The organism is Parasphingorhabdus sp., from assembly GCF_048269865.1.
Classification (GTDB): domain Bacteria; phylum Pseudomonadota; class Alphaproteobacteria; order Sphingomonadales; family Sphingomonadaceae; genus Parasphingorhabdus.
This window is the reverse complement of record NZ_JBLWUA010000011.1, coordinates 41,210-55,413: the sequence shown is the minus strand read 5'-3', so window position 1 is coordinate 55,413 and position 14,204 is coordinate 41,210. Positions and strand designations below refer to the sequence as shown.

The window sequence follows — 14,204 nt, the reverse complement described above, 5'->3', positions numbered from 1 at the left end:
TTAGTCCCTCGTCTCAAGGCTTTCGAGAGCGTCCGACGCTCCCGAGCTCGCCTCGGCTGTGCTATATCGATCCTGTAAAAGCAACTTATTGATCTTTCCAGTCGGTGAAAGCGGCATGGTGGCGACACGTTCGATGGCGTCTGGCAACCACCATCGCGGCACTTTACCATGCAGCGCAGCGAGCAGGTCTGCGTCGGACAACCTGTCCGTTCCGCGCGTCTCCACCACCAATAGCGGGCGCTCGCCCCATTTTGCGTCTTGCCGTGCAATCACCGCGGCATGGGCGACGCCGGGCAATCCGGCGACATGCGCCTCCAGGATGGAGGGATTTATCCACTCTCCGCCAGACTTGATAAGATCTTTCGACCGCCCGGTGATCGACAACAGTCCGGCATCGTCAATCATCGCAAGATCGCCGGTTGGAAACCAACCATTGGTGCAAGCACTTGTCCTCTCGCCGAGATACCGGTCGAGCACCGAATGGCCGCGAGCATACAAATGTCCTTCGACTCCGCGCTGCTGCTCCAAAGTGCGCCCTTCATGATCGGCCAGCATCAGATCAATGCCTATCGCTGGTCGACCAACGGTCTCCGGGCTACGGTTTGGTGAGGAAAGCACTGTTGCGGTCCCCAGCGGCGACAGCTCGGTCATGCCCCAACTGGTCTGCAATATGACGCCGCTTGCTTCAATCCGCTGCATAAGAGCGGGCGGCATCGGCGCCCCGCCGACCATGATCCGTTTGAGAGACGGCAATTTAGTGCCGCTCTCATCCAGATAATCATAGAGCGCCAGCCAGAGCGTCGGCACGGCGACGCCTAATGTCACCCCTTCTTGCACAATTAGCTCCGCAAGCGCTTTCCCGGTGGTGACTTTGCCGGGCAGCACGAGCTTAGCTCCGACGGCTGGTGCAGCAAACGGGAGGCCCCAGGCGTTGGCGTGAAACATCGGCACCGCAACGAGTATGGCATCACTCGCCACAATGCCGGACACGTCCGCCTGCAATTGGCGCATGGTGTGGAGGTAATTCGCTCGATGGGTATAGGTGACGCCCTTGGGTGCCCCTGTGGTGCCGGACGTGAAGCAGAGTCCACAGGGAGAATTCTCGTCAAATTGGCCCCAGCGGACATCCATTCTGGCTTCGGAGATCAGCGATTCCAGATCCGTCCCACCACCAGAGGATCTTACCTCGCTTTCCTGCTCTACATCTATGACCAAGATATATTCAATCCCGCTGACGCGCGAGCGGATTGCCTCCGCTGCCTCTGTCATATCTGCTGCGACAATTAATATTCTGGCACGCGACTGCGAGAGCATGTCCGCCAGATCCTTTATATCCAGCCGCGGGTTGAGCGTATGGCAGACAGCGCCCATGCCCATGATAGCATACCAGCACTCCAAATGCGCTTGGCTGTTCCATGCCAGAGTTGCCACCGCATCGCCCAGTTTCACGCCATTTGCCGCCAGCACGCTGGACACCTGTTTTGCCCGCGCGTGCAATTGCGCATAGCTCGTGCGACTGACCGGTCTTTGCACGTCAGAGGCACTGCCGTCACCGGTCGCCGTAACAACTTGAGAACCGGAATGCCATTTGGCGGCGTGATCAATGAACTTATCGATGGTTAGGCTATAGTCTTGCATAGCACCGGGAATCATTGGCAGCCCTCGGTCTCGGCGGGCAGCGGCGGAGAGGCCACGCCGACATTCCAGTTCCAGGCAATATCGCCAGCCGCCCGGCGACGGCACATGACCGCTTCGTGGAGCACAGCCGTACCCGGGTGCAGCTTGTGGCTGGCGCGCGGCCTATCGGCGAAATGCATGAAGCCATTGTCCTGCGCATAGTCCGGCCAGTCGGCTTGCCCAGCTGCCTGCGGCATGCTTCCTCTGACAAAGCTCGCCCAATAGTCTCCCATCGCCCTGATCATTTTCCGTTCTGCCAGGTTGTCGGGAATTTTCGGCCACAGCGGCGGTGTTTTGCCTGCCGTATCGAAGACAAACGGCAGCTCGGCGGCATGGAATGCGTGCAATTTCCATTTCTGGGTGGCCGGATAGCCATGATCAAAATAGTACAGATAGGCGGGCTGACCGAGGGCCGCCTGATTGGACACCAGACGCTGTGCGGTCCAGCCGTACATCGCATCGCGCGTCGCCGCGAGCATGCTCTGTTCGATATCTTTCGCCGGGTAGCGCGCCAGAAAAGCATCTGCAAACTCGCCATAATTCGCCCGGATCGCGGCTTCATAGGCAGCGGCATTGGCCGGCGGCTTGGCGAGTAGGAAGCGCAACGAACGGATTTCGCCGGCGTTGAACCCGGCCAGGATCGGAACCGGTGCCTGTTCGTTGCGGTCAAAGCTGTCAACGAGCTGCCTTGGTACGGTCTGGCCATCAATATTGGGAAAAGGGAAATAGCCTGCTGCCGGAGCCTTGTTCACAATATCTTTCGCGTCCATCGCGCGGAGGGCGGCGAGATCTGTCGCTCCCAGCTTTTCAGCAAGCGCCAGCCCCTGCTGCTCGGCGGCGACCATACCATTGCGGTTTTCGCGCAAGGCGGGCGCTGAAACCGTATAGGCGCTTTGGGCGATCGCCCGGTGAAACAGCCCCTTCACCTGCGGTGCCGTCATCAGATACATTACGCTGAGCGCCCCGGCCGATTCACCCGCAATGGTCACTTGTTCCGGATCTCCGCCAAACGCGGAAATATTGGCGCGGACCCATTTCAGGGCCTCGATCTGGTCGAGCAAACCATAGTTGCCGGAAACCTGATCCGGCGATTCCGCGCTCAGCGCAGGATGCGCCAGATAGCCGAGGGGCCCCAACCGATAGTTGATCGACACCACGACGATGCCCCGTTCGGCCAGCGCGCTGCCGTCATAAAGCGGATCCCCGCCCGATCCGGTCTGTAGCGAGCCGCCGTGGATCCAGAAAAATACCGGAGCATTTTTTGCATCTTCGGGAGCCCAGATGTTGAGGGTCAGGCAATCCTCGCTCATCGACGGCAAGTCCCATGCATAGATGCTCGGCCCGCGCGGACCCGGTTGCATGCAAGCGGGTCCGAATTTGTCGGCTTCGACAATCCCGTCGTGCTCAGGCAGCGGTTGCGGCGCGGCCCAGCGCCGCTCCCCCACTGGCGGCACCGCATAGGGAATGCCCCGAAACACGTGCAGGTCGCCTTCCAGTGAGCCGCGCACGGGGCCCGCCGGCGCCTCCACCAAGGGAGACTTGGCGGAGGCTTGAGCCGGGAGCAAAGCCGCTAGCAACAGAGCAAAATATGGCAACCGACGGATCATCGGGTCTCATCCTTTCTCGGGCTTTGCATCAGAAGCGATAGTTGGCACGAATGCCGGCAGTCCGCGGCCGCATGCGCGCATAGCGGCCATCGAGAAACGCTTCGGGGTGGATATAGGTGATCGATGAACTGTCGAATATATTCTCCACATAAGCGGTCAGATCGAGCGAGCCCAGCTTGACCCCGGCGAAGAGATTGACGTTGGTCCACGCATCGGTGAAATCATAGGTCGGGCTGATGGTCGTAGGGTCGCCCGGTACGTTCGGGAACTGGTTCGGGAATGAACCGACGTGCGACGCGTTAATGGCAGCAAAAGCGGTATTGCCGCTGCCGACCGAAAAGTCGTAGCGCAATGTGCCTGAACCCTGAAAATGCGGCGACGCAAGGCGGACACCTGGGACAGCACCAGAGATGGCCGCTTCAACCGCCGACAGCTCGGTGACCTTGGCCCGGTTGAAAGATCCGTTGACAGCCAGACTGAGACCCGCAACCGGGCGCGCCAGAAACTCGAATTCCAGACCATAGCTTTCGGCGCCACCGATATTGGTCGCGAACTGGATCGAATCCGATACGCGGTTGGCCTGCACCTGGATATCTTTCCAGTCGATATAATAAGCTGCGAGATTGGCGGTCAGGTTGCCGCCCAGCCAGCTGCCCTTGATCCCGACTTCATAGTTGGTCACGCTGTCCGAATCCGCACCGTCGGGGATGACCAGATCATTGGGTGCCGTCGTCGGCGGTGCCAGTCCGGCGCGCGCATTCACAACAGGAGTTCGGAAACCGGTCGAGACAGTGGCATAAGTCGTGAGGTCGCTATTCGGCTTCCAGGAGGCGCTGGCCTTCCAGGACAGCCGATTGTCAGACACTTTCAGTCCCTCGGCATAGGCGTTGGGAGTCACGGTAAGCGGCGGGAAGAAAAAACCACAGGCCGGGAAGAATTCCCGGCAATAGGCCGCTGTCAGATAGTTGCTGGTATAGCCGCCTCCCCGCGTAAAGCTTTGCACCTTCGTATTGCCGTAGCGCAAACCTCCGGTGATCCAGAAGCTGTCGCTGAACCGATAGGTCAGCTCGCCGAAACCGGCGATCTCGCTCTGGTCGGTATAGCTGTTGAAGCGCTGATAATATTCGTCCGCAAGCCCTGTGAGGCCATTGGCTGCCAGATATTCTTCAGTCGAGCGATAAGCAAAATCGACGGTCCGGCGCTTGTCATAATAGAAGAAACCCGCAACCCATTCGAAAGGACCTGTACCGCGGGACACCAGCCGGGTTTCCTGAACGAACAGATCATCATAACCATAGGCGTCGAGAGCGAACGGAAAGCGCTGGTCATAGCTACCAGCCAGATCGACATAGAAGGATGCATCATAATTGGACAGGGTCGTCGAGCTGATCAGCTCGGCAAAATCAAACTCGTAATTGATCGTGGCATTATAGTTGGTGAGTTCCCCCTGAAACAGGTCCGGCCGGTCCGAACGGCGCACGAATTTACCGAGATTGGGATTGGTCAGCGCCGAATCCGCAGGCTTGCTGTTTTCATAGGACACAAGCAGCTTCACTTTCATCCGGTCGCTCGGCTGCATAAGCAGCGTCGCGCGACCGCCATAAGCTTCGAGACTGTTGGAATCCTTGATGCCGGTCCCGATATTGTCGACCCAACCATCTTCGTTGCGGTAATAGCCGGTGACGCGCAGGCCCAGCTCATCCGTCATGATCGGCAGATTGATCATGGCATTATACCGCTGACGCACCGAACTCGAGCCGGTCAGGCCGATGTCGACACTGGCGGACGCCTGAAACTCGTCCAGATCAGGACTTTTTGTAATGATCCGCATGGCACCGGCGAGCGAGTTTGAACCAAACAACGTCCCCTGCGGCCCGCGCAAAAACTCGACCCGCTCGACATCGTAAAGATTGGGATCGAGGATCGTCGAGTTGCCGTTCGCCGAGATCGGCAGTTCGTCTACATAGATCGCGACCGCGCTCTGCAGGCCTGCGCTATAGCCGTTGGTATTGATTCCGCGGCTGGTGAAATTGTTGAAATTCTGGGTTGGTCGGTTGACCACAATGCCGGGCGTATTCTGGGCGATGCCTTCAAAACCGACGATGCCGAGATCGTCCAGATCCTGTTGGTCATAGGCCGTGACACTGATCGGAATATCCTGAATCCGCTCGCTGCGGCGAGTCGCGGTCACGATGATTTCTTTGGTATCGCGTCGCTCGTTCTTCGCGGTGCTTTCAGCGTTTGGCTGGCTCGATTGAGCCGAGGCGGTTGCCGGTATCGCGAACAGGGCGACCGCAGATGCGGACGCTAGAAATTGAGCCTTCATTCATTCTCTCCCTACAATTCGACTCGTGATGCGGTCGATTACCCACTCGTCATGTCCCGATTTGATTCACAAGTCAACATTCACTCTCGTGTGTGTGAATATAATATTTTCGATTGTCGCGGTCGGATAGGAGCATCCCTACTCTGCTTTCCGGGTTGGAATCCGGCTGCTGGAAAGCACGACTTGCAATGTCCGGCTACCTGGTAGTAGAAAAAATCTTGCACATTCCAGGAGGCAAGGGTCACGCTGCCGCTATTATCAGATGGACATCAAAGCAAGATTGTAGATCGCTTGGTCGCGGGCCGGTCGATTGTGGTGCTTTGTGCACCACCGGGCTTCGGCAAGAATCAGCTGGCGCGCGCAGCGGCGCAGCGCATTCTGGCGGATAGCGGATCGGCACCTGTGGCCTTTGGTCAGATTGAGCATCTTGAGGACCCCCGAGCGGCGGCAAATGCCTTGCTCTGTGAACCGGCACGGGTAACAATAATCGAAGATGTCCATCTGACCGACAGACATTTTCTCGGTCTGGCCATGGAACGGATCAGCTCCGACAGCTCCGGCCCGCGGGTCATAATGACGATCAGGCAACCCGGTGATTTTCCGCTGGCGCGGCTTGCCACCCGATGCTCGATTGATATTCTCGATGTCGCTGCCATCCGTCAGCGACCGCAGGTGGTCACCCAAATTCTGAAATCGATACCGCAGGCGAAAATCCGGGCGCGTATTCGTGCGCTCGTCGGGGATTGGCCCATCGCCACAGAACTGTTGTGCGCTTGGGCAGCCAGTTCCCAGGACGGTGTCGCCGGTTGGACTGACCTCGATATCGTGCGCGAAAGCCGGCTTGGGGAATTTATCGATCAGGAGGTTCTGCCCCTGCTTTCGGCGGAGGAGCAATCGGCGCTGGTCCATGCCAGCTTGCTCGAGGTCGCCGATATCGACTTTCTTACGTCCATTGCCGGTCACCGCAATGACGGCCGGATTCTGCCAGACCTCGCTTTTCGATTTAAGGGACTGATCGATCGGCGGGAGAACCGCATCATTTTGCAGAGCGCGCTGCGCGTCTGGCTGCGCGATGCGGTGGAGAAGTTTGACGAGCAAACGCGGGTTGGGCTGCTGGTATCCATGGCTGACCAGTGTTCGGCCAAGGGCCGACTGGCCGAGGCAGCCGGTCTGGCCCGTATGGCAGGAGATACCCGGCGGATACGCGATTACGCCCACGCCCATGGCGCCCTGAGAATATGGATCGTCGACGGCTTTTCTGTGCTCAGGGAATTGCTGGAGAACTCGAACCCGGAGGACATCGCCAGCTCCATCGTCCTGCGCATGATCGAATGCATCGTCCATATGAAGGCCGGCCGGATCAATGCCGCCCAGGATCTGTTCGAGTCCCTTGAGCAGGAAGTTGGCCCAGGCCATCCGTTGACCAAAGACCTCGAAATCGTCCGCGTGACGTTGCTGGTCTATGGCTGTTCGTTTGAGCGCACGGGCGACCTCGAACTGATCCGCAACCTGATTACCGAACAAGCGGACGACGCCGCGATGCGTACATTTCTCGCAACATTATCGGCGATCCTGAACTGCCAGCGCGCGCGCTTTGATGCCGCGGTAGCGAACCTCAACGATGCCCGCGCGCAGGCAAAAAAGGTTTCATCCCACTATAATCTGATGTTCCTGCTGATGCACGAAGCCTCGATCAATCTTGCCCAAGGCAAGCTCAAGAACGCCAGAACCTGTCTTTCCGAGGCGCGGACCCGATGGAAACGGGATTTCCCAAGCGACATCGGCGTCGAAACGGTTCTTGCCGCCTTGAGCGCCTCGATCGAATTTGAGGCGGGACGTCTTACCACTGCCCGCAATTCGCTCAAAAAATCCGCGCACCGGATGCCGGAAGCGGAAGCGTGGTTCGACATATATTTTGCCGCCTATGAAACCATGATCCGGATCAACATCGCAGATCACGGGATCGGCGCCATGTCTGAGGCCGTTGAGGATGAAGCGCGCAAATTGCAGGCACAGGGTCTGCCGCGCGTCGCCGACCTGCTGATGGCGATCAGACTCTGCGTTTGCGGTGAGGCCTGCCTGCAGGATCAACCGTCGGTCATTTCCAAACTCTCATGGGACATACCGCTAGTCTCGCGGACAAGCAGCTGGCAGGAGCATGAAGTATTCACGATCGCACGGGCCTATCGCTTCTATTTCGACGGGAAACGCAAAAAGGCGCAAAAATTGCTCGAAGAGTCGATTGAAGAGGCAGCGAATCGCGGCCTTGAACGATCCCGTTTGCGCTATCTGCTCGTTGCTTCCGTCATGGCAATCGTAGCGGGTGAAGACCGCCGCGCCAGAACAATGGTGCGGAGCGCCATCGCGATCGGAGCTGCAACGGGCATGCGCCAGATTTTCCGCGAGGTCGGTGGCAGAAAGCTGACTCCTGTGCTGCAGGAGCTGCGAGAGGATCCCGACCTTACAGAGCTTGAGCTGGGCTTTGTTGACAACCTGCTCAATCGCCTGAGAGACCGACAAAGCATCGCCAGTGGAAAGCTCTCCACCCGGGAGTTGGAAGTTTTGAGATTATTGAGTTCCGGCGGGTCCGACAAGCAGCTCGCCCGTCATCTTAATCTATCGGAACATGGCGTCCGCTTTCATCTCAAGAATATATTCAAAAAACTGGGCGTCCATGATCGTCTGTCTGCCGTAGCCGCAGCGCGCGATTTAGAACTGGCCGCCTGAACCTACTCATTTCAGTAGGTCTGAATTAGGTCCATATATTTAAAACTACTGGGTAGAGGCAGCAACCTCCCAACCAGCGGCATTGAGCCAGTCCCGCCAAGCGATACACTCGATCCTTCATCCAGTGGAGGATATTGATGAGAATTGGCGTGGACGTCGGGGGAACGAATACTGATGCCGTCCTGCTGTCGGGCAAGAAAGTCCTGGGCGCGGTAAAGCGGCCCACCAGCAGCGACGTAAGCTCGGGAATTTCCGAGGCCATTGGCGCGCTAATCTCGGAATGCGATATCAAGCCCGGCGCAATCACCGCGGTAATGATTGGCACCACACATTTTACCAATGCCTTCATCCAGCGCCGCGAACTTGTTCCGGTCTACGCCGTACGGATAGGCTTTCCTGCGGGTCGGGGTATTCCGCCATTCTCCGCATGGCCCGAAGATCTCAGGGATCTGGTTTGCGGTAGTTCCGCGATGGTACGCGGAGGCTTTGAGTTTGACGGCCGTGAAATTTCTCCGTTCGACGAAGCGGCGATCGCCGACGTGGTGACGGAAGCACGCGCGAACGGAATAAGCCAAATCGCGGTCTCCTGCATTTTCAGCCAGCTCAATCCGGAACACGAAACCCGCGCCGCCGCCTTGATCCACGAACTTGCGCCCGAAATGGAAGTGTCACTGTCCTCCGAACTCGGCCGCGTCGGTCTGCTCGAACGCGAAAACGCGGCGATCATGAACGCCAGCCTCAGGCCGCTCGCCGCCACCATCACCGCAGCCTTTAAACGCGCCCTGCAGGAACAGGGAATCACGGCACCCTTTTATATCAGCCAGAATGACGGCACGCTGATGAGCGCGGACTATATGCAGCGCTATCCGGTAATGACATCCGCAGCCGGTCCAACCAACAGTATCCGTGGTGCAGCATGGCTCACCGGTGCCAGTGACGCGATCGTCGTCGATATTGGCGGGACCACTTCAGACGTCGGAGTCCTGATGGGCGGCTTTCCTCGCCAGTCGACGGTCCATGTCGATGTCGGCGGCGTCCGGACGAATTTTCGCATGCCGGACATCCTGTCGATCGGCCTGGGCGGCGGAAGCCGCGTTCGTGAGGACGGCGACACCGTCACCGTCGGCCCGGATTCGGTGGGCTACCGCTTGCTCAGCGAAGGGCGGATTTTTGGCGGCGATACGCTTACCGCAAGCGACATAGCGGTTGCCAGCGGACAGATATCCTTTGGCGACCCGGAGCGCGTTTCGGGGCTCTCTCCGGCTCTGGTATCCGGCGCGCGCGCGGCCATCCGTCATCTGATCGACGACGCCATCGACCGGATGAAGACCATGCCGGGCGATATTCCGATGATTCTGGTCGGCGGCGGTTCGGTGCTTGTCTCGGAAACCCCGCAAGGTGTTTCCGAAATGTTGCATCCGGAGCATGCCGGTGTTGCCAATGCCATCGGTGCGGCCATCGGACAGGTTAGCGGCGAAGTCGACCGGATCTACAACATCGCTGACGCGCTGGAACGGTCAGCGGCACTCGCCGACGCAGAAGCCCAGGCAAAGGCAGATGCGGTAAGCGCCGGCGCTGAGCCGGACAGCGTGGAAACCGTCAATATCGAGGCCGTACCGCTGCAATATCTGCCCGGAGGCGCCACTCGCGTCGTTTGCCGCGCTGTCGGCGACCTGGCTATGGGGGAATGAGAAAAATGGTCTCTGCAATCACGCTCGACAATATTGAACATCTGGCGATCGGGTCTTCCTTCCTTGGCACGGGCGGCGGCGGAGATCCCTATCTCGGTTCATTATTATGCCGGGAAGCGATCGCCAAATATGGGCCTGTTCCCGTCATTTCGGTCGATGAGCTCAAGGATGAGGATCATATTTTCGTCGCGGCCGCCTTGGGTGCGCCCACGGTGATGATCGAAAAGCTCTTCTCGATTGAAGATCAACATCGGGCCGTTGCGACCCTTGAGCGTTTTCTGGACCGGCAGGCCAGCGCAATCATCTCCGCGGAAATCGGCGGCTGCAACTCGATGATGCCAGTTGCCTATGCGGCGATGCGGGGACTTCCGATCGTCGATGGCGATGGCATGGGACGCGCCTTTCCCGCTCTCCAGATGACCAGCTTCAACATCGAAGGGGTCGCCTGTGCGCCGCTGACAATTGCCGACGAGCACGGCAACAGCGTGCTCTATCAGACCACGACAGGTCTCAAGGCGGAGGAGCTGTCCCGCCCTGTCGCCGCAGCGATGGGTGCCAGCGTTTGCATGTCCTGCTACGCCATGACCGGAGTCGAAGCACGGCGCGCAGCCATCCCGAAAACGCTCTCGGGTGCGATTGAGATCGGGGGCGCAATTGCGCGTAGCTCCGATCCGCGTTCGCCCCTTGACCGCTTGGTCACAGCATTGCGTGACCACCAATATTACAAAGACGCGGCGGTCATCTTTCAGGGAAAGATCACCGGTCTCGAACGCGACACGTCCAAAGGATGGGTGTTTGGCAACTGCTCGATATCGGCGATGAACGGCTCGGGAGCTGCGGAATTGCAGTTTCAGAACGAAAATCTGCTGGTGACAGTCGATGGCCAGTTGCGCTGCGTGGTCCCCGATCTTGTTACTATTGTTGATCTCGAAACCGCGCATGCGATTCCGACCGAACGTTTGGCCTATGGGCAGCGCGTCGCGGTGGTCGCCTGCAGCGCGCCACCACTGCTCACCACCGAGCGTGCACTCGATGTTGTCGGGCCAGAATGCTTTGGGCTCGACCAGCAATATATACCATTGGCCGAGCTGATAAAGGACCTGATCTGATGCGCATACATCTCATTACACCGATCGTAACCGAAGGCGTCCGGACGCTGGAAGATGTCGCCGATCTGAACAGCGCTGAGCTTTCGATTACGCAATCCCTGATCGCCAGCGGGCCGGTTTCGATTGAATGCGAATTCGATGAAGCCATGTCGGTTCCGGGTATTGTAGCAGAAGCCATGGCCGCCGAGCGATCCGGCGCGGACGCCATCATAATCGACTGCATGGGGGATCCTGGCCTGAAAGCGGCGCGGGAAACTGTCTCGATCCCGGTTATGGGGCCGTCGGAAACCTCGATGCACCTCGCGGCCATGCTGGGCCACACATATAGTGTTGTCACAGTGCTCGATTCCGTCGTTCCGATGATCGAAAATCTGGCCAAAGTCTATGGCACAAGCGACAAGCTGGCGTCGGTGCGGGTCATCAACATACCGGTGCTTGAACTCGAAGCAGCCCCTGAAAAACTGACCGAAGAGCTGGCAGAGGCATCGGTGACCGCAGTCGAACAGGATGGTGCGCACGCGATCGTTCTGGGGTGTACGGGCTTTCTTGGCTGCGCCGAAGCGGTCGAAGAAGCACTGAAGGCAAGAGGACATAGCCTGCCGGTGATTGATCCGATCCCGGCAACCGTGTGCGTCACCGCTGGCATTGTCCGCGCAGGCCTGACCCACAGCAAACGCACTTTCGCACATCCGAGGTCGAAGGATCTCAAGGGCTATCCAGACATTAAAATATAGGGGGAAGCATACCATGACCATGAGATATATTCGCACCACCAGCAGCCTCGCCATCGCCATCGGCAGTCTGGTTTGTGCCGCACCGGCCTTCGCTCAAGAGACCACTGCCGAACAGGCGGAAGCAGAAGCGGGTGATAACAGTCTGGGCGAAATTGTCGTCACCGCCCAGCGACGCGAACAGCGCGCGGATGATGTCGGTGTAACGATCAACGTTCTGACCGGAAGCGATCTGAAAGCCGCAGGCACGCAATCAATCGTCGACCTGGCTGCGATCACGCCGAACGTGCAGATCAAGAATGTGCTTGCCAATAGCATCGTCAATGTAAGCATTCGCGGCATTGGTTTGAATGATTATGCCGCCAACAACAATCCTGCGGCAGGCATGTACGTCGACAATGTCTATCTTGTATCCCCCGCAATGCTGTCCTTCGGGCTCTTCGACATCGACCGGGTTGAGATACTGAAGGGACCGCAGGGCGATCTGTACGGCCGCAATACCACCGCCGGCGCCGTCAATATCATTAGCCGCAAACCCTCTTACACCACTGAAGTACAGATTGAAGCCGGATACGGAAGCTACGACCGCTGGCATCTCGACGGTGCCGTCGGTGGTGCCCTGACCTCCACTCTGACCGCCAGATTCGCGCTCCAGACAATTCAGCAGGAATCCGGACCGCAGACCAATTATGTAACCGGCAATCGCATCGGCAAAGTTGATCGCACCAATGGCAGACTGCAATTGCAATGGGAACCAAGCGACAGTTTCGACCTGCTCCTGAACGCCCACAAGGGTTATGACCATTCCGATGTGACTCTCTACAAGGCAGACAATGTCCTCACCACCGAAGAGGATGCCTTTGCCAGCCAGCCGCGGGTATCCGGAGCAGGAATTGATCCTTATATGGAGCTGGAATCCAGCGGGCTGTCGCTCACTGCCAATTGGTCGATCAGTCCCCAGGTGACCCTGACATCGATCAGCGCCTATGAACATTTCACCAGATTACATGTCGAAGATACGGACGGGACCTCGCTAAGCTATCTCGACGCGACCTATGACAACAAGATCGATCAATATTCGCAAGAGCTTCGCCTTGCCTATGATGGAGATGACCTCGACCTGATCGGTGGCGCCTTTTATTCGCACGACACGGTTACTACCCGTGACCTGTTTTTTGCTCCCGATCTTCTGCCGCTTCTTGGCCTTGCGGGACTGGATACGATTGGCAACACCTATCGCCAGCGCACCGATGCCTATGCGGCATTCGTGCACGCGGAATGGACTTTCGCGCCGAAGCTGACCTTGATCGGCGGGCTGCGCTATACCGAAGAGAAAAAGATCTTCGATCAGGCGACAACATTGCTTTGTACCGCCGGAGCCTGTTCCAACCTGTTTGCGCCGGTCCGCAATGATTATTCGACCTCGAATGTGTCGGGCAAGATCGGCCTGAACTACCAGGCGGGTGACCGCACGCTGGTGTATGCGAGTGTAAGCCGGGGCTTCAAGTCTGGGGGTTTTCAGGGGCAATTGACCTTTGATCCGACCGTGCTCCAGCCCTTTGGTGATGAAAAACTCACTGCCTATGAACTGGGCATCAAGACGCGGCTGTTTCCCAATTTTCAGCTCAACGCTGCGGTTTTCGACTATGAATATCGCAATGCCCAAATCTACGGCCCGCTGTTCGATTCGCCGCTCGGTGTGCTGTACGGTATCGCCAATGTCGGCAATGCGCGGGTGATGGGCGTCGAAGCCGACGTTAGATGGCGACCGACCGATGGGCTCGATGTCCGCTTCGGGGCAGGCCTAATCGATACCGAAGTCACCAAGTCGGTGGTTGCTGGCGTTACCAAGGGCAGCGTCCTGCCGAATTCACCCCAGCTGACGCTCAATGGCCTGGTGAAATATGAGTGGTCGGTTTCCGATCGTGCCGTAGCAGACATTACCGTCTCGGGTAACTACCAGAGCGGTGTCCGCTTCGATATCGTTCGTAGTCCGGCGGAAGCGGTTGAAAGCGGCTATTTCCTGGGCAATGCCGAAATCGGCCTATCCTTTGACGAGCAATGGCGAGCGTCAATATGGGTCAAGAACATCTTCGATCGTCTTTACCGTACGCAGGCGCTCAACACGAGCATAGGGTGGACCAGCCAATATGGTCCTCCTCGAACGGCAGGATTCAATATCGCGTACAGTTTCTAGATGTCTTGCGCTGTGGTAAATCGGGGCTGGCAGATTACCACAGCCACATCTCGCAAGCAGCGCGTTCCCTAATATCGCTTTCCGGCACAAAACCAGACTGGGAGATTGCTCGGCAATCACCAAGCATTTGAATGTAACA

Annotated in this window: 8 protein-coding genes; 5 read left to right on the top strand and 3 right to left on the bottom strand. The window is 58.1% G+C overall.

The genetic code is table 11. From position 1 onward, the window contains the following. From ACN0WW_RS14730 to ACN0WW_RS14720, 3 genes are read right to left on the bottom strand one after another with little or no spacing between them, the layout of a single operon-like run. Positions 1–1,638 carry an AMP-binding protein gene (locus tag ACN0WW_RS14730; protein ID WP_417613630.1) on the bottom strand — a complete coding sequence of 546 codons (1,638 nt, stop codon included), beginning with the start codon at positions 1,636–1,638 and terminating at the stop codon, positions 1–3. A gap of 11 nt (positions 1,639–1,649) precedes the next feature. Then, a complete protein-coding gene (locus ACN0WW_RS14725; protein ID WP_417613629.1) occupies positions 1,650–3,284 on the bottom strand; it encodes a carboxylesterase/lipase family protein in 1,635 nt (544 codons plus the stop codon). A gap of 28 nt (positions 3,285–3,312) precedes the next feature. Next, positions 3,313–5,610: a TonB-dependent receptor gene (locus ACN0WW_RS14720; RefSeq protein ID WP_417613628.1), complete on the bottom strand. Its 2,298-nt coding sequence runs from the start codon at positions 5,608–5,610 to the stop codon at positions 3,313–3,315. Positions 5,611–5,901: 291 nt separating this feature from the next. On the opposite strand from ACN0WW_RS14720, the gene ACN0WW_RS14715 reads away from it, so the two are divergent. The 5 genes from ACN0WW_RS14715 (at position 5,902) to ACN0WW_RS14695 (ending at position 14,065) form a co-directional block, all read left to right on the top strand. Next, positions 5,902–8,337, top strand: a complete 2,436-nt coding sequence (locus ACN0WW_RS14715; RefSeq protein WP_417613627.1) for a response regulator transcription factor — start codon at positions 5,902–5,904, stop codon at positions 8,335–8,337. A 137-nt stretch (positions 8,338–8,474) separates the two neighbouring features. Next, positions 8,475–10,028, top strand: coding sequence for a hydantoinase/oxoprolinase N-terminal domain-containing protein (locus ACN0WW_RS14710; RefSeq protein WP_417613626.1), 1,554 nt, complete (start codon positions 8,475–8,477; stop codon positions 10,026–10,028). Positions 10,029–10,033: 5 nt separating this feature from the next. Next, positions 10,034–11,137, top strand: coding sequence for a DUF917 domain-containing protein (locus ACN0WW_RS14705; RefSeq protein ID WP_417613625.1), 1,104 nt, complete (start codon positions 10,034–10,036; stop codon positions 11,135–11,137). Further along, positions 11,137–11,871 carry an aspartate/glutamate racemase family protein gene (locus tag ACN0WW_RS14700; protein ID WP_417613624.1) on the top strand — a complete coding sequence of 245 codons (735 nt, stop codon included), beginning with the start codon at positions 11,137–11,139 and terminating at the stop codon, positions 11,869–11,871. The genes ACN0WW_RS14705 and ACN0WW_RS14700 overlap by 1 nt, the downstream gene beginning before the upstream one ends. A 13-nt stretch (positions 11,872–11,884) precedes the next feature. After that, entirely contained in the window at positions 11,885–14,065 is a 2,181-nt protein-coding gene (locus ACN0WW_RS14695; protein WP_417613623.1) for a TonB-dependent receptor, read from the top strand. Positions 14,066–14,204: the final 139 nt, after the last annotated feature.